Annotated in this window: 14 protein-coding genes; 8 read left to right on the top strand and 6 right to left on the bottom strand. The window is 70.9% G+C overall.

Annotated elements, in window-relative coordinates:
• Positions 1 to 191: 191 nt before the first annotated feature.
• The gene (locus tag AA0Y20_RS00410) at positions 192 to 545 is read left to right on the top strand and encodes a PadR family transcriptional regulator (RefSeq protein ID WP_412936515.1); all 354 of its coding nucleotides are present in this window, start codon (positions 192 to 194) and stop codon (positions 543 to 545) included.
• Positions 542 to 1,666 (top strand): hypothetical protein, encoded by a 1,125-nt coding sequence (locus tag AA0Y20_RS00405; protein ID WP_412936513.1) that lies wholly within the window; start codon positions 542 to 544, stop codon positions 1,664 to 1,666. Before AA0Y20_RS00410 ends, AA0Y20_RS00405 begins: the two co-directional genes overlap by 4 nt.
• A gap of 155 nt (positions 1,667 to 1,821) precedes the next feature.
• Here the strand turns inward: AA0Y20_RS00405 and AA0Y20_RS00400 are convergent, their stop codons facing one another.
• From AA0Y20_RS00400 to AA0Y20_RS00390, 3 genes are all read right to left on the bottom strand, one after another.
• Complete coding sequence (locus AA0Y20_RS00400; protein WP_412936512.1) at positions 1,822 to 2,277, bottom strand: MarR family transcriptional regulator; 456 nt, start codon at positions 2,275 to 2,277, stop codon at positions 1,822 to 1,824.
• A 110-nt stretch (positions 2,278 to 2,387) separates the two neighbouring features.
• Positions 2,388 to 3,143 carry an SDR family NAD(P)-dependent oxidoreductase gene (locus tag AA0Y20_RS00395; protein WP_412936510.1) on the bottom strand — a complete coding sequence of 252 codons (756 nt, stop codon included), beginning with the start codon at positions 3,141 to 3,143 and terminating at the stop codon, positions 2,388 to 2,390.
• 33 nt (positions 3,144 to 3,176) lie between these two features.
• Positions 3,177 to 3,734, bottom strand: coding sequence for a TetR/AcrR family transcriptional regulator (locus tag AA0Y20_RS00390; protein WP_412936508.1), 558 nt, complete (start codon positions 3,732 to 3,734; stop codon positions 3,177 to 3,179).
• An 88-nt stretch (positions 3,735 to 3,822) separates the two neighbouring features.
• Between AA0Y20_RS00390 and AA0Y20_RS00385 the strand changes: the two genes are divergently transcribed.
• On the top strand, positions 3,823 to 4,776 hold the full coding sequence (locus AA0Y20_RS00385) for a hypothetical protein (RefSeq protein WP_412936506.1): 954 nt from the start codon (positions 3,823 to 3,825) through the stop codon (positions 4,774 to 4,776).
• 111 nt (positions 4,777 to 4,887) lie between these two features.
• Here the strand turns inward: AA0Y20_RS00385 and AA0Y20_RS00380 are convergent, their stop codons facing one another.
• Positions 4,888 to 5,265: a MerR family transcriptional regulator gene (locus tag AA0Y20_RS00380; RefSeq protein WP_412936504.1), complete on the bottom strand. Its 378-nt coding sequence runs from the start codon at positions 5,263 to 5,265 to the stop codon at positions 4,888 to 4,890.
• A 139-nt stretch (positions 5,266 to 5,404) separates the two neighbouring features.
• Here AA0Y20_RS00380 and AA0Y20_RS00375 point away from each other — a divergent pair, with 139 nt between their 5' ends.
• Positions 5,405 to 6,925, top strand: coding sequence for a SulP family inorganic anion transporter (locus tag AA0Y20_RS00375; RefSeq protein ID WP_412936502.1), 1,521 nt, complete (start codon positions 5,405 to 5,407; stop codon positions 6,923 to 6,925).
• 32 nt (positions 6,926 to 6,957) lie between these two features.
• On the opposite strand, the gene AA0Y20_RS00370 is transcribed toward AA0Y20_RS00375, so the two are convergent.
• Positions 6,958 to 8,895 (bottom strand): sigma-70 family RNA polymerase sigma factor, encoded by a 1,938-nt coding sequence (locus AA0Y20_RS00370; protein ID WP_412936500.1) that lies wholly within the window; start codon positions 8,893 to 8,895, stop codon positions 6,958 to 6,960.
• The gene (locus AA0Y20_RS00365; RefSeq protein ID WP_412936498.1) at positions 8,892 to 9,305 is read right to left on the bottom strand and encodes a hypothetical protein; all 414 of its coding nucleotides are present in this window, start codon (positions 9,303 to 9,305) and stop codon (positions 8,892 to 8,894) included. Before AA0Y20_RS00365 ends, AA0Y20_RS00370 begins: the two co-directional genes overlap by 4 nt.
• A 471-nt stretch (positions 9,306 to 9,776) precedes the next feature.
• On the opposite strand from AA0Y20_RS00365, the gene AA0Y20_RS00360 reads away from it, so the two are divergent.
• The 4 genes from AA0Y20_RS00360 (at position 9,777) to AA0Y20_RS00345 (ending at position 15,043) form a co-directional block, all read left to right on the top strand.
• A complete protein-coding gene (locus AA0Y20_RS00360) occupies positions 9,777 to 11,318 on the top strand; it encodes an HNH endonuclease (RefSeq protein ID WP_412936497.1) in 1,542 nt (513 codons plus the stop codon).
• Between the two features lie 281 nt (positions 11,319 to 11,599).
• Positions 11,600 to 13,078, top strand: coding sequence for a LuxR C-terminal-related transcriptional regulator (locus AA0Y20_RS00355; RefSeq protein ID WP_412936495.1), 1,479 nt, complete (start codon positions 11,600 to 11,602; stop codon positions 13,076 to 13,078).
• A 63-nt stretch (positions 13,079 to 13,141) separates the two neighbouring features.
• The gene (locus AA0Y20_RS00350) at positions 13,142 to 13,438 is read left to right on the top strand and encodes an ATP-dependent DNA ligase (protein ID WP_412936494.1); all 297 of its coding nucleotides are present in this window, start codon (positions 13,142 to 13,144) and stop codon (positions 13,436 to 13,438) included.
• Between the two features lie 117 nt (positions 13,439 to 13,555).
• The gene (locus AA0Y20_RS00345) at positions 13,556 to 15,043 is read left to right on the top strand and encodes a UDP-N-acetylmuramoyl-L-alanyl-D-glutamate--2,6-diaminopimelate ligase (RefSeq protein WP_412936492.1); all 1,488 of its coding nucleotides are present in this window, start codon (positions 13,556 to 13,558) and stop codon (positions 15,041 to 15,043) included.
• Positions 15,044 to 15,096: the final 53 nt, after the last annotated feature.

Raw genomic sequence — 15,096 nt, 5'->3', positions numbered from 1 at the left:
GCATTACGGCACGGCCTGAGCTTGGCCTGCGGTGTTCGCGGTGGCGGTCCGGGATGCAAGGGATCGTGGGCGACGCGCCGGGGGAGCGGCATCCGGTTCGGGGTGTCGGGCCGGATGCCTTGCATCGCGGCACGGGCAATCGGGTGGCGGCACGTCGCCTATCTCTAAGTATATAGAGATAGCATTCGGTCATGCAGCCGCTCGCACGCGCCACCCCGGCAACCGTCGACGTGCTCGAGGCCCTCATCAGCGAGTCCGAGCCGCTCTGGGGGCTGCGTATCGTCAGCCGCACCGGGCGGCCCGCGGGCAGCGTGTACCCGATCCTCGAGCGCCTCGAGTCGATGGAATGGGTGACCTCCGAGTGGGAGGTCGACCCGAACCGCAAAGGGCCCCGGCGGCGTCTGTACCGCCTGACCCCGGACGGTCTCGTTGCAGCGCGCGCCGCCGTCGATGCTCATGCGGTCCGGATGCAGCGCCGTCGAGCGCGTCGCCAGGAGCCCGAGCCCGCGCGCGGCAGGGGCGACGCAAGGGGGGCGATCGCATGAACCTCGACCTCGTCCTTCGGGCGGTGAGCCGAACGATGCCGGCCGCGTCGCGCGCGCGTCATCTCGAGCAGTGGCGGGCGGATGTCGCGGGGGCGCACGAAGTCGGAGTGCGCCCGGGCGACGTCGTGCGCGGTGCGATCGCGGTCGCCCTCACCGCCGACCGCGACTCTCCCGTGCTGACCGGTGAGCCGCGCGGTACCGCCTCGCGCCGTCTGAGCAGGCGGGGTGTCACGCTGCTCGCCGCGGTCGGGGCGACCTCGGTCGCGCTGTGGCTGACCGCGGATCCCGACTCTCCGGCGGTCGCCATTCCTGCTGTGGTCGAGACCGCGATCGCCGTCGGACGTTCCGTGCTCAGCGTGCTTCTCCTCGGGGGTGTGCTGCTCGCCATAGCCCTCTTCATCGGCGCGGCCGCCCTGTCGCGATCGGCAGTCGTGAGGTTCGCGTTCGCCGTCACCGCGCTCGGGATCCCCGTGCTCGCGTTCGCCGCGGTGCACCCCCTCGCGGACGGAGTGGCAGCAGTGGGAGTCGGTCTCACGGTCGGCGGCGCCGCGATCGGGCTGGCCGGTGCGTGGCGGTCGATGCCGCTCGTCCTGGAGGACCGCTCCGCGCCGCTTGCCCGACGGCGGCCGGTCGCCGTCGCGGGGCTCGTGTCCGTCGCGGCGTTGCTCGTGCTCGGCTGCCTCGACCTGCTGGTGTGGAATCCGCTCGCCAAGGTGCCCGGCTACGAGCTGAGCGCTATCTATGCCGAGATGATCGCTGCCGACGGTTTCGACCCGGCTTTCGCTGCGGGGGCGGTGACCGTGTGGGGCGGGGTGTGGCTGGTTGCGGCGGTCGGTGTGACGGCCGGTGCGCTGCTGAGGGGCGGAGCGTGGCTGACGCCCCGCCGGCTCGGCATCCTGTATCTCGCGATCATCGGGGTCGCCCTGTTCCTGCGGCTGTTCGCCGGATTCTCGATCGGGATGTCGATCGCCGACACCTTCGGGACCTCGGGCGGCGACGCATCGGCGCTGTCTCAGGTCTTCCACCTGCTCGGCCCGCTCAGCTTCGCCGCCTCACTGCTCCTCTTCGGTTGGGCGCCGGCCGGGCGACGGACGATGGACGTGCCGGTCGCCGCGAACTGACCAGAGGTCCGGCCCCGGGGTTCCGCGTGTGCGCGGATGCAAGGGATCGTGGGCGACGTGCCGGGGGAGTGGCATCCGGTTCGGGGTGTCGGGCCGGATGCCTTGCATCGCGGCACGGCCTGAGCTTGGCCTGCGGTGCTCGCGGGGCGGATGCGTCAGGCGGCCTCGGCGGCCATCCGCATGCGCGAGAGGAAGTCGACGAGCACAGCGGCGGAGCCGGCGGGCATATCGGCGATGACGTCTTCGACGCGGTGCTGGACGTCGGAGCCGGACTGGCGCAGGTCCTCGACGGGGCGGTCGCCGAGCGTCACGAACACCTTGCGACGGTCGGACGGATGCGGCTGCCGACGCAGATACCCGGAACGCTCCAGGCGGTCGAGCATGGCCGTGGTGCTCGCGGAGGAGATGCCGAGCTCCTGCGTGATGTTCGACGGGGTGAGGGCGATGTCGCGGTCCTGCGCCTCGATGAGCTTCTCGAGAGCGATCAGGTCGTTCTCGCACACCAGCATCGAGTCGCGCAGCCGCAGCCGGATCGCTCCCTCCGCGGCCTCGTAAGCCCACAGCGCGTCGAGGACAGCAGATGCCGACGACGTCTCACCCTGCACTGCCATGACGACTCCCCGCGTTGATCGGCCTAGCGGCTCAGTCTGTCCGAGCCCTCCGTCGAAGGGGAGCCCTTCCCGTGGGAGCGCTCACCTGGTATGGGGAAGGAAGGTATGCCTCAGTGGACGGAGAAGCCGCCATCGACGGCGATGGCTTGACCGGTGACGTAGGCCGAGCCGGGGCCGGCGAGGAAGATCGCCGCGGCGGCGAAGTCGTCGGGCAGGCCGTTGCGTCCGACGAACGTCCGGGCCGCGAGGGCGGCGACCACGTCGGGGTCGCTGGCGAGCCGCTCGTTGAGAGGGGTGAGGACGAAGCCCGGGACGAGCACGTTCGAGGTCACCCCGGATGCCGACCACGCCTCGGCCTGCGATCGGGTGAGCCCTTCGAGGGCGGCTTTGGAGGCGCCGTAGGCACCGCTCGATGCGAAGGCGCGGCTCGCCTGCTGCGAGCTGATCGAGATGATGCGGCCGTATCCGCGCTCGACCATCCCGGGCGCGAGCCGCTGGCCGAGGATGAAGGGGGCATCGAGGTTGACGGACATCGTGGCATCCCAGGTCTGCTCGTCGAGATCTGCCAGGGGAGGACGGATGTTGATGCCCGCCGAGTTGACGAGGATGTCGATGTCGCCGGCCCGATCGGCGAGCTCGTGGCACCCCGCGCGGGAGGAGAGGTCGGCGGTGATCCCCGTCGCGAGCCCGCCGCCGGAGCGGATGCTCTCGACCGTCTCATCGACACGGTCTGCGCCTCGCGCCGCGACGACCACCTCGGCTCCGGCGGCGGCCAGCGCACCGGCGATGGCTCGTCCGATGCCCGAGCTGCCGCCGGTCACGAGTGCGCGTCGGCCGGAGAGTCCGAAGAGGCTGTGCAGGTCCATCCGATCAGCGTAGACAGCGGGCGGCGCCCCGGCTCACGCGAGAGAACGGGCTTGCGCGACCACCGCCGACCGGCGGTCAGCAGCGGATGCCGAGCCGGTGATGAGCGTCACGAGGTGCGGAAGGCATCCGTCGGCTGTCGCGATCGCGACGATGCTCACCAGCAGCTGCGCCGCCTCGTCGCGTGAACGCCCGGGCAGGGCGCCGGCGAGGGCGTCGACCATCGCGGCGCATCCCTCCGCGCGGCTGGGGCCGGAGACCGGTGCGTCGAGCTCGAGGCTCTCCCACGCGAGCAGGCGCGCGAGTTGCGGATGCGACGCGGCGCGGTCGTACAGATCGTGCGCGAGGCTGCCGAGTGCGTCGGCACCGGTGCCACGAACGTCGATCCCGTCGAGCAGGCGGTCGACCTCGGCTGTCAGCACGGCGCCGAACAGGCCCGCCTTGTCGCCGAAGTAGGAGTAGATGCGCTCCTTGTTCACTCCGGCGGTTCGGGCGATCGCCTCGACGCGTGCGCCGGCGTATCCCCGTGCTGAGAAGTGTTCGGTAGCGGCTTCGAGGAGGCGGCGCCGCGTCGCCTCGGTATCCCACGCCATGGACCGAGCCTAACAATTCCAACCGCCCAGTTGGTAACTGCAGTGTTCTGCGGATACGGTGATCTCCAACTGAACGTTTGGAGACCGTATGTCGCACCTGTCCGTCCTCGTCCTCGGCTCGCGTGGAGCGGTCGGCGCAGCCGCCGCCCACGCCTTGCGCGCCGACGGGCATGCCGTCATCGAGGTCTCGCGCAGTCCGCAGCGGGGTGGTCTCGCCGCCGACGTCACGACGCCCGAGGGGCGCGATGTCCTCGCTGACGCGGCACGGCGGGCGGACGTCGTGATCGACGCGAGCGGACTCGAGATCGCCGACGTGCAGGATGCGGTCGGGTCGACGCCTCTGGTCGACGTGTCGGCGACGGCATCCCATCTCGCTCGACTCGCCGGCGGCGTCGCCGAGGGTGGGGCCGTGCTCCTGGGGGCGGGGATCGCGCCCGGGATCAGCACCGTCCTCGCGAAAGCGCTGGGCGCCGCCCCGGGCGACGATGTCGACGTCACGGTGATGCTCGGAGCGGGCGAGCACCATGGTGCGGCGGCCGTCGAATGGACGGTGCGACTCGCCGGAACGCCGATCTACGCCGCCCCGGAAACCGAGCAGATCGTCAATCTGCGCGCCGCCCGGCGATTCCATTCGGTGTCAGGGCGCCGAACGTATCTCCGTGCGGACTTTCCCGACGATCTGCTCTGGGGCTCTCCGTCCGCCGTCGCCGTCCGCAGTTGGCTGGCGCTCGACAGCAGGGTGGCGACCGCGGCTCTGCGCATCGTCGGGGCCTTTCCCCCGCTCGCGCCGGCACTGCGGCGCGCCCCGCATCTCGGCACCAGCCGATGGCGCGTGGGTGCCGTCCATCGTCAGAGCGGTCAGCGTCTTTCGGCGTGGGGAGACGGGCAGTCGATCGCAACGGGACGGGCCGCGGCCCTCGCGGCGATCCGCATGGTCGAGCGGCATGTTCGCGGTGCCGTGACCATGGCGGACATCGTCGGCGTCGACGACATCCGGGGTATCGCGGGGGTCGGTGTCGATCGCGGCGCGACCGTGCATTAACTCCTCAAGGACAGGCCGAATCGGTGGCTGAGGCCGCCGATGACCACGCGCGCGAGGCGATCGTGAGGAGTTGTCGCCGACCCGGCCCGCAGCTTCGCTGTGCGCTGCCGGTCAGACGTCGCTCAGCTGCTCGATGAACTCGTCGGCCATCGCGACCTGACGCGTCAGCTTCTCGCGGCGCTCGTCCGCGCCCGCGCGGATCGTCTCGAGGCGGGCGCGCAGCTGCGGGTCTGCGGGGGAGGAGGCGAGTGCATCCACGACATCGAGCAGCTCGCGCATCTCGTCGAGGCTGTACCCGAGGGGCTTCATGCGCCGGATCAGCAGGATGCGGGCGATGTCGGCCTCGGTGTACAGGCGGAAGCCGCCCTCGGTTCGAGCCGATGGGGTGACGAGGCCGATCTCGTCGTAGTGCCGGAGGGTGCGGAAAGACAGTTCGGTCCGCTCGGTCACCTCTCCGATGCGCATGGTGACCTCATCCGGATTCGACATCAAACCTCACGTTACGTTAGATTCACGTGGGCGCCAGGGTGCGCCGCCCCCTCATTCTTCCCGCGCCGGCCTGTCGACGCTGCACGCGCTCGTGCGGTCGCCTCGCCATCCTGACGCGGCGCCGACCGAAAGGCACCGAGTGTCCGCCGTCACCTCCGCCCGCGACAGCGCCGCGCGCTACCGCATCGAACCCACCGTTCTGCAGGCTCTGCGCAGCCCGCGACTGCTGACCCGCGAAGTGCTGGCGGGGCTCGTCGTCGCCCTCGCGCTCATCCCCGAGGCGATCGCGTTCTCGATCATCGCCGGGGTGGATCCCCGTGTCGGGCTCTTCTCGTCGTTCGTCATGGCCGTCGCGATCGCGTTCCTCGGCGGCCGTCCGGCCATGATCAGCGCCGCGACCGGCGCTATCGCCCTCGTCATCGCACCCGTGGCACGTGAGCACGGCATCGACTATCTCGTCGCCACCGTCCTGCTCGGGGGCGTCATCCAGATCGTGCTCGCGGCGCTCGGGGTCGCCAAGCTGATGCGGTTCATCCCGCGGTCGGTGATGGTGGGGTTCGTCAACGCGCTCGCAATCCTCATCTTCCTCGCGCAGCTGCCCCAGCTCTTCGGCGACGGCATCCCGTGGCTCGTCTGGCCTCTGGTCGTCGCGGGCCTCCTCATCCTGGTCGTGCTGCCGCGCCTGACGAAGGCGATCCCGGCGCCGCTCGTCACGATCGTGCTCCTCACGGCGGCGGTCGTGGCGTTCGGGTGGCAGGTGCCGACCGTCGGCGACCAGGGTGAGCTGCCCTCGAGCCTGCCCGGACTCTTCGTACCCGACGTTCCCTTCACGCTCGAGACCCTGCGCATCATCGCCCCCTACGCGCTCGCGATGGCCGTCGTGGGGCTGCTCGAATCGCTCATGACCGCCAAGCTCGTCGACGACATCACCGACACGCACTCACGCAAGACCCGGGAGGCTCTCGGCCAGGGGGCCGCCAACATCCTCTCCGGGGCGTTCGGCGGCATGGGTGGCTGCGCCATGATCGGTCAGACCATGATCAACGTGAAGGCGTCGGGTGCCCGTACCCGCATCTCGACGTTCCTCGCCGGGGTGTTCCTGTTGATCCTGGTGCTCGCGCTCGGCGACGTCGTCGCGATCATGCCCATGGCCGCACTCGTGGCGGTCATGATCATGGTCACGGTGGCGACATTCGACTGGCACAGCGTCCGTCCTGCGACGCTCCGCCGGATGCCGAAGAGCGAGACCGCCGTCATGCTCATCACGGTCGTCGCCACGGTGTGGACCCACAACCTCGCCGTCGGCGTCATCCTCGGCGTCATCGCGGCCATGGTGATGTTCACTCGCCGCGTCGCCCACTTCGTGACGGTCACGCGCACGCTCGACACCGTCGGCGGCGAGCCGGTGGCGCGCTACGAGGTCGACGGCGAGCTGTTCTTCGCTTCGAGCAACGACCTCACGACGCAGTTCGCGTACGCCGACGATCCGGCGCGCGTCGTCATCGACATGACCCGCTCGCACGTGTGGGACGCGTCGACCGTCGCCGCGCTCGACGCGATCGTGAACAAGTACGAGCGGCACGGCTCGACCGTCGCGATCGAGGGGCTCAACTCGACCGCATCCGCTCTCCACGGGCGCCTCACCGGCAACGTCGGCTGATCGCGGGCCGCGCGGATGTGCGCGGCCCGCGATCAGGAGGCGGTGAACGACACGAACGACGGCGGACCGAAACGGCCCGTGGCGGGATCGAGGTACCGCACCGCGAGCGTCACGGGGCCGGGCCCCGCCACCATGTAGCGGGACCGGAAGGCTCCGGCGGCGTCGAGGGGCATGAGATCGTCACGCCACGGCGAGGCCGCGCCGATGAGGGCGCGCTGCGTCACCAGGTTCGGCTCGCCCGCCACGCCGATGTCGAACCCGGATGCCGGCACCGACGATCCCGCCAGGGGCGAGGTGAACGTCGGCGGCGGCGCGACCGTCACCGCGGCCGGCGAGCTGAGAGATGAGGTCAGTCCGTCGACGCGTTGCCGCGCCGACAGCACGTGCTGACCCGCGGGCAGGTAGGCCGCGGCATCCGTCTGGCCGGCGCCGCCGGCGAGGTCGGACACCGTCCATGACCCGGCGTCGTCTGCTTCGGCGAGCGCCCAGATCGTGCCGTCCTGGTCCAGCACTTCGACGTCGGCACCGGGGGCGGCCGTGCCCGAGATGAGCGGATAGACGCTCGGCCCGGCGCTGCCGTCGACCGACATCGTCGGCGCGGCCGGTGCGGTGACTGTCGGAGTGGGGGTCGGGGTGGGCGTGGGCGTGGGGGTCGGGGTCGGGGTCGGGGTCAAGTTCGGCGCGGTCGGCGACTCGGCCGGTGCATCCGGATCGCTCGGGGCCGAGGGGGTGATCGGTCGCAGTACGGGCCCCGGGTCGGGATCCGGGGTCGCTTGCTCGTCGGACTCCGCTTGCTCCTCGGCATCGGCGTACTCGTTGTCAGCGTCGGGGTGCTCGGGGTCGGCGGTGCCGGGAGCGTCCGCGGCGGCGGGTGTCTGCGGCGGGGATGGAGCGGGGTCGGATACTCCCGGGGGATTGGTCGTCGAGCCGGTGAGGGGCAGAGCGAGAGCGATCAGCGTGCCTGCGGCGGCGATGACGGCGATGGGGAGCAGCGGATGACGTCGTCCCGACCGCCACGCGGAACGAACGATCGAGCCGCCTCGACGGTGGCCGGTGCCGCCCGAGATGCCGGTGGCGCCGCTCGCGCCCGACGCGCCCGCAGGTCCGAGGGCGAAGGTCGCCACCTGCGCGGCACCCGACTGCGTCCATGCCGCGTACGAGGCGGCGGCGGGGATGCCGACGACCAGCGGGACGAGCACGAGCGCCAGGCGCGACGACACGTCGCGCGCCTCGACCCAGGCGAGCGCACACCCCTCGCACGTCGAGAGGTGCTGCTCGACGCGCCGTTCGTCGCGACGCGAGAGTCCCGCTCGCGAATGAGCCCCGAGCAGTTCGAGCGTCTCGCGGCACTCGTCGTTGTCGGCCCGCCGGAGCTGCGTCGACACCCATGCGTCGCGGAAGCCGCGCCGGGCACGCACGACCAGTGCGGATGCCGCATTCGGTGCGAGACCGAGCAGTGGCGCGAACTGGCGCGGCTTCAGTCCATCGACCTCGCTGTACCAGAGGGCCTCCTGCCAGCGGGTGGGGAGGGTCGCGAACGCCGTGGCGACGGCGCTCGAGTCGAAGCCCGCGATCGTGGACCACTCGGCGTCAGGAGCCGTCTCGTCGGCGGCATCCTCCAGGTCGGTCGCGTACGCGTGCTGCTGCTGTGCGCCCCATCTGTTCGCGACATTGCGGACCGACGTGAGCAAGTACGGGCGGAACCCCATCGACGGGCCGCCGCCCCGCCGGATGGCGGACAGGATGCGTGCGAACGCCTCGGCGACGAGATCGTCGGGGTCGAGCGACGAGTACGCGCGAGCCACAGCATGGGCCGCGGCGGCATGGCGCAGCCAGAGCTCGCCGTAGGCCCGTTCGTCCTGATTGCGGGCGCGCTCGACGAGCTCGTCGTCGGATGCCTCCGCGGTGGGCGTGCGCGACTCCCCGTCGTCGGGCGACGTCGGCTTGGGGCGGTGCGATGACGCGGTCATCGCGGCAGGAGGGGGTCGACGGACGGGCTCGCTGCGAGACGGGCCAGCGGATCGGATCGTTCGGCGTCGCCGATCGCCTCGAAGTTGCGCAGATGGCGGGTGAGAGTCGTGTATGCCTCCCGCGAGAAGCCATCGCACGCGATGCTGGCGATCACGACGTCGCCTCGCGATTTGTCGGTGACGAGGATGAGGCGGGCGGGCGTGTTCTCGCCGCCGACGGCGCGCGACGAGCACACGAAGCCGGCGCCACTGCGGTGCCACGACTTCTCACGGGCGTTCGGCCATCCCCAGGTGACTCGGACGGTCGCGCCGCGGATCTCGACCGTGGAGGGCCGGATGGTCTCGGGAGGGGTCGCGCGCCGTCGTGCACGCAGAAGGCCGATCGGCCACGGTGCTGGGCGGAAAGTCATGACGCTCGGGCGTCTCGCGGGCAGGAGGTGAGGGGAGTGGTGATCGCGAGGGGAGTGGGCGATGCGGATGCGGGTTCGGGTGCGGGTGGTGCGACCGGTGGGGGTGACTGGGGCGGTGGCGGCTGTGCTGGTGCTGGTGCTGGTGCTGGTGCTGGTGCTGGTGCTGGTTCTGGCGGCGGGGCCGGCGGCACGTCGGAGGGAGGCAGGGCTCAACGGGTGTGCGTCTGGGGGCACCGGGAGGGCGTTCGTCGCAGCGTGCATGCTGATGAGACCCCCGCGAGCGCGAATCGTGACGCGAGAACGCGGAACTCTTTCGCGAGACCTCGTGGCCGTTGCGTGCGGATTCACGGGTTCACCCCGGTCGGCTGTCTTCCGCGGCGCGATTCCTCCCCCGATCGCAGTGGAAGCGATCGATCCACATCGAACAAATGTACGAGAGAGAGTGTCTGAGGTGCCTGCCACAATGGGAACATGACAGCGAGTAGCGAGGGTGGCGAGGCGGGACGCGATGACGTCGTGCCCTCGCAGGCGCTCGCTTTCTCGCGGTACGCGGAGGCGCTGGAGCTCACCCATTCCGCCGATATCGCGCGGATACGGGCGTTGGCCGACCTCGGCCACGCCGCGTTGCGCGATGCGCGTCGTGACGGTGTGCGCGGCATGGCGTCGGACATGGAGCTGCGGTCGGTCGCGGCCGAAGCAGCGGGAATGGCGCGGCTCACGGACCGGCGGTTGCAGGGTGAGATCGATCACGCGATGACGGTCATCGACGACTACCCCGCGGTGTTCGAGGCGTGGGCGTCACGGCGGATCGAGCGCGGACACGTGGATGTGGTCGTGCGGGTCGGCACCGGGGTGCCGGCCGAGGTGCGGGGCGAATTCGAGGCGGCGGCGATCGGCGTGTGCGAGCGGGACGTGCCCTCACGGGTGCGAGGTTCGCTGGAAGCTCTCGCGGCCAGGCTGCATCCGCGGGACTTCACCGAGCGACACAAGACCGCGGCGGCGGAACGGTGCGTACGGGTATTCCATGGGACGGACGGGATGTCGAACCTCGTCGCGAACCTCCCGACCGTGATCGCCGCGGGAATGCTTGACCGGCTGACCCAGATGGGACAGTCCGTGAAGGACGCCCGGGTCGCGGGCGCTGGCGGGGCGGATGCCGCCGGGGTGGATGCCGACACGGCCGCGTACGGCGCTGCCGGTGGCAGAGGCGCTGGCGCGGCGGGCATGGATGCCGCCATATTCCCCATTGCAGGCGGCGGCGAAGGTGCGGGCGACAGCGAAGGTGCGGGCGGCACCGGTGCGGGCGCTCGCAACGGCGCGGATGCCGCGCCGGATGTCCGGACGATGGATCAGCTGCGCGCGGATATCCTCGGCGATCTCGTGCTCGGAGGGGCACCCGTCGTAGACCCGACCTACGGGGCCGACCGGGCCGGTGGGCTCGGCGCGATCCGAGCACGCGTGCAGGTCGCCGTGACCGCTGAGACTCTGACGGGCGCGGATGAGCACCCCGCCGAGGCCGTCGGAGCCGGGCTTGTCAACGCCGAAACGGCACGACAGCTCGCGGGGCAGGTCGGCGAATGGGACCGGCTGTTCATCGACCCGGTCACCCGCACCCCGGTCGAGATCGACACCTACCGGCCCACTACGGCGATGAAAAAGCTTCTGATGGCCCGGGACCAGCACTGCCGGTTCCCCGGATGCCGACGGGCCGCGATCCGCTGCGAACTGGATCACACGATCGATTACGCTCTGGGCGGGCACACCCACATCTACAACCTCGCCCACCTCTGCCAAAGACACCACTCGATGAAGCAATTCACGAAATGGGACGTGCGGCAGGTGGGAGGCGGGGTTCTGGAATGGACCTCACCGCTCGGGCGGATATATCGCGAGGATGTACCGACACCCGCAGTCTGTTTCACCTTCGATACGGCGGACCCGCTAGGGGAGACGGACCCGCCAGGGGAGTCTGTATCCGGTGGAGCCCCACCCCAGGAACCGCCACCCTTCTGATCGGCGGTATCGGGGTTGCGCGCAGCGCCGTGCCGCCCGCATCCGGCGGTGCGAGTCGCGCCCTATCGATCGGGCGCTGTCGATCGGGGGCTGTCGATCGGGGGCTGTCGATCGGGGCTGTCGATCGGGGCTGTCGATCGGGTGCTGTCGATCGGGTGCTGTCGGTCGGGCTCTCGCGAAACCGAGATCTCGGAGTCGCGTCACGATGCGGGCACCTCGGGGTCCCTCCTGTGACGATGCGAAGAGCGCATCGCGTGATCGAGACACAACGGAGAACCATCGTGACGACCGAGCGCCGCGCCATCCTGCATCCGAGTCGCACTCGTCAGCTGCGGGCGACGGCGCATCGCGTCGTGGCGGGCAGCCTGCCCGGCACCCTTCCGGGGCGACCCGGGCGACCCGGGCGGCCGACGCAGGTCGACCTGGCTCAGCTGCGCACTCTCGACGTGGGCTCGACGCCGCAGCTGTGGACCGAGTCGAACGTCCACCTGCTCGAGGGGATGCTGATCGCGCGCGTTCGGCTGGACGACCTTGACAGCGCGCTCGATCTCATCACCATGCACTTCACCGAGGGGCGCCTGCGCGGGCGAGCCGTGCTGGGGCTCGACTCGCTGGGGCCGTTGTTCGCGGCGGTCGCCGAGGCCTACGCGGCGGCCGGGCGTCCCCGCGACGCCGGCCTGTACGCGTCGCGTGCGCTCACGTTCGCCGTCAGCGACGCGGTGCGGTACCGCGCCGAGGCGGTGCGGACGCTGGTGTTCGCGGTGAACGGCGAATTCGGCTCCGCGGCGCGATCCCGAGACGTGTGCGTCGAGCTGGCTCACGCCAACCGCTGGAACGCTTCCGACACCGACTACGCCCTCGCCCTCGCCGACATCCTGCTGGCCGTGGGAGCCTTCGACGCTCCCCGTGTCGAGCGCGCCGCGGCTGTGCTGCGGGCCCTGGCGCCTGGCGACCCCTACGCACAGCATGCGGCGGCGACGGCGGACGCCATCGCCGCCGTCATCCGCGGAGACCTCGCGGCAGGAGCCATCGGCCTCCGCGCGGCGCTCGGCGGCGCCTGGTCGCACCTCAGCCACCGACTGATCCGAGACCTCGCGCTCGCCGCCCTCGCCGAAGTGACGCTCGCCCAGGGGGCCGCCCGGCGCGCGCTCGCGATCGTCGATACACCGACGTCGCCGCCGAGCCACACCGTGTGCTTCGAGGCCCAACGTGCAGCCGCGCACCTCGCACTGGGCGACGAGCGCGCCGCCCTCGCGGCCACCGACGCATGCCTCGCCCTCGGGGCCGAGCATTGCCCGCGAACCCTCGCCAGCGTCCTCGTGCGCCGCGCTGTGGCACGCGACCGGCTCGAACAGAGCGACGCGGCCGACGCCCTGTTCGACGAGGCATGCGGTCTGGCGGTGCACTCCGGTGACCTGATCACGCCGTTCCTCGCGATCCCGCAGGCGCAGCTCGCTCCGTTGCACGAGCGGCTCGCCGACCGCCGCCCGGACCTCGCGGAACGCATCGCCGCGGCGGTCGACGCCGTCCGGCTGCGCGAGCCTCGACCCCCGCGCCGACCGCTGCCCGCGCTCACCCCGCGCGAACGCTCGGTCGCCCTCGCCCTGCGTGACGGCAGGACGTACGCCGACATCGCCGACGAGTTCACCCTGTCGATCAACACGATCAAGTCGCAGCTGCGGTCGCTCTACGCGAAGCTGGGAGCGTCGACCCGCGACCAGGCGGTCAGCGCCCTCGAACGGCACGGGTTCTACCTGTGAGCTGAGCGGCATCGAATCATACCCACCGGCCCCGGGTGCACGAGCGCGACCTAAGCTTTGCGCGTGGGCAGATTCTTCTACGACAACGCGGCCAACTTCGTCGAGATCGACGATCGTGCGCTCGCGCACCTCCGGCTGGTCCTGATGACCAAGCTCCGGCGCGGCGAACCGCTGATGTTCGAGACGACGTCGACGCACGGCACGAGCCGTCGCGACTTCTGGCTGCACCCCACGATCTCGGTCCAGTTCCAGTTCGCGGGCAGCCGCCAGCCGCAGATCAACCCGAAGTGGATCGACGCGCTCATGGAATCGGCCAACAGCGCCGACGGCCTGCGGATGGTGCCCGAACCCCAGGGCTGATGACCCCAGGCTTACGCGGCGCTTACGTTACAGTGCGAATCTCAGGCTCCTACGCGTCCTTCCCGCGGGTTCCACCCGCCCAGGGGACAGTCGGGTCAGAGATCAGTGGGGCGGGAGATGCAAGACGCTGGGGCGGGTCGGAACCTCGATCCCGATTGGTGGGCGACGGGGGTCGCCGGGGGAAACATCCCCGGCGGACGCCTGCGCGGCGACAGCCGCACGGTGCGAGCCGGCGACGTCTTCGTCGCCCTCGGCCGCGACGAGCGGGTGCGCGACCACATCACGCAGGCACTGGAACGCGGCGCCGCCCTCGTCCTGACCGACGCGAGCGTCACCCACATCGACGCACGCGTGCGCGGCATCCCGCACCTCGCCGCCGTCATCGGGAGCCTCGCCGACCAGTACACCCGCCACCCGTCGGCAGGCATGATCCTCGTCGGCGTGACCGGAACGAACGGCAAGACCTCGACGGTGCAGCTCCTCGCGCAGAGCTGGGAAATCCTCGGGCACCGCGCGGCGACCATCGGCACGCTCGGCGCCGGTCTGTTCGGCGCCCTCGCCAAGACCTCGCTCACCACTCCCTCGGTCGTCGACATGCACGAGCTGCTCGCCGACATCCGCCACGCGGGCGCCGACGCCGTCGCGATCGAGCTGAGCTCGCACGCTCTCATGCAGGGACGGGTCGACGGATGCCACTTCGACATCGCCGCCTTCACGAACCTGACCCGCGACCATCTCGACTATCACGAGTCGATGGAGGCGTACGGCCGAGCCAAGCAGCGCGTGTTCCATCTGCCCGGAGTGCGCGCCGCCGTCCGCAACCTCGACGACCCCTACGTCGCCGGCATCCCGCTGCCGTCGGGGCTCGATGACGTCGGGGTGTCGACGCTCGGTGCGCCGAACGCGGCGGTCCGTGCCGACGATGTCCGGGTGCGTCCCGACGGCGCGGACTTCACCCTCGCGATCGACGGTGAACGATTCGACATCACCTCGCCCCTCATCGGCCGGTTCAACGTCGACAACCTCGCGATGACGGCGGGGATCCTCCGCGCGCAGGGGACGGCCCCCGACGCGATCGCGACGGCCATGTGCGCGATCCGCCGTGTGCCCGGACGCATGCAGGTCGTCTCGCCCGGCGCCGGCCCCCAGGTCGTCGTCGACTACGCACACACCCCCGACGCGCTGCGTCAGGCGCTCATCGCCCTCTCGGCCGGTCCGGGGCGGCTGAGCGTGGTGTTCGGCTGCACCGGCGACCGCGATCGTGGCAAGCGCCCCGAGATGGCCGTCATCGCCGAAGAGCTCGCGCAGACGATCGTCGTGACGGACGACGACATCCATCACGAGGACGGCGACGCGATCGTCGCCGACATCCTCGCCGGGTTCCGCTCCGTCGAGAACGTCCGGGTCATCCGCGACCGTGCCTCGGCGATCGCCGCGGCTGTCGCGGGTGCGGCGCCCCACGACACGGTCCTCATCGCGGGCAAGGGGCACGAATCCGTGCAGATCGTCGGCGACGACGCCATCGCCTCGGACGACGTCTCGATCGCCACTGCCGCGCTGCGCGCCTGGCGCGAGAACCACGCGTTGCTGCCCGACGGACGATAGTTCGATTCATCACCGTATCCAGCGCGAAACGGCGGGCGTTTTCGTTCGATCTG

The organism is Microbacterium pratiae, from assembly GCF_047302165.1.
GTDB lineage: Bacteria > Actinomycetota > Actinomycetes > Actinomycetales > Microbacteriaceae > Microbacterium.
Note: the sequence above shows the minus strand (reverse complement) of the source record. Positions and strands in the feature narration are given on the sequence as shown.

What these genes read in the sequence shown, in the direction of transcription:
- AA0Y20_RS00395 (WP_412936510.1), bottom strand. Translation starts at nt 3,143, where the DNA reads ATGGACCTGCACAGCCTCTTCGGACTCTCCGGCCGACGCGCACTCGTG.
- AA0Y20_RS00405 (WP_412936513.1), top strand. Translation starts at nt 542, where the DNA reads ATGAACCTCGACCTCGTCCTTCGGGCGGTGAGCCGAACGATGCCGGCC.
- AA0Y20_RS00400 (WP_412936512.1), bottom strand. Translation starts at nt 2,277, where the DNA reads ATGGCAGTGCAGGGTGAGACGTCGTCGGCATCTGCTGTCCTCGACGCG.
- AA0Y20_RS00360 (WP_412936497.1), top strand. Translation starts at nt 9,777, where the DNA reads ATGACAGCGAGTAGCGAGGGTGGCGAGGCGGGACGCGATGACGTCGTG.
- AA0Y20_RS00380 (WP_412936504.1), bottom strand. Translation starts at nt 5,265, where the DNA reads ATGTCGAATCCGGATGAGGTCACCATGCGCATCGGAGAGGTGACCGAG.
- AA0Y20_RS00345 (WP_412936492.1), top strand. Translation starts at nt 13,556, where the DNA reads ATGCAAGACGCTGGGGCGGGTCGGAACCTCGATCCCGATTGGTGGGCG.
- AA0Y20_RS00385 (WP_412936506.1), top strand. Translation starts at nt 3,823, where the DNA reads ATGTCGCACCTGTCCGTCCTCGTCCTCGGCTCGCGTGGAGCGGTCGGC.
- AA0Y20_RS00370 (WP_412936500.1), bottom strand. Translation starts at nt 8,895, where the DNA reads ATGACCGCGTCATCGCACCGCCCCAAGCCGACGTCGCCCGACGACGGG.
- AA0Y20_RS00365 (WP_412936498.1), bottom strand. Translation starts at nt 9,305, where the DNA reads ATGACTTTCCGCCCAGCACCGTGGCCGATCGGCCTTCTGCGTGCACGA.
- AA0Y20_RS00390 (WP_412936508.1), bottom strand. Translation starts at nt 3,734, where the DNA reads ATGGCGTGGGATACCGAGGCGACGCGGCGCCGCCTCCTCGAAGCCGCT.
- AA0Y20_RS00410 (WP_412936515.1), top strand. Translation starts at nt 192, where the DNA reads ATGCAGCCGCTCGCACGCGCCACCCCGGCAACCGTCGACGTGCTCGAG.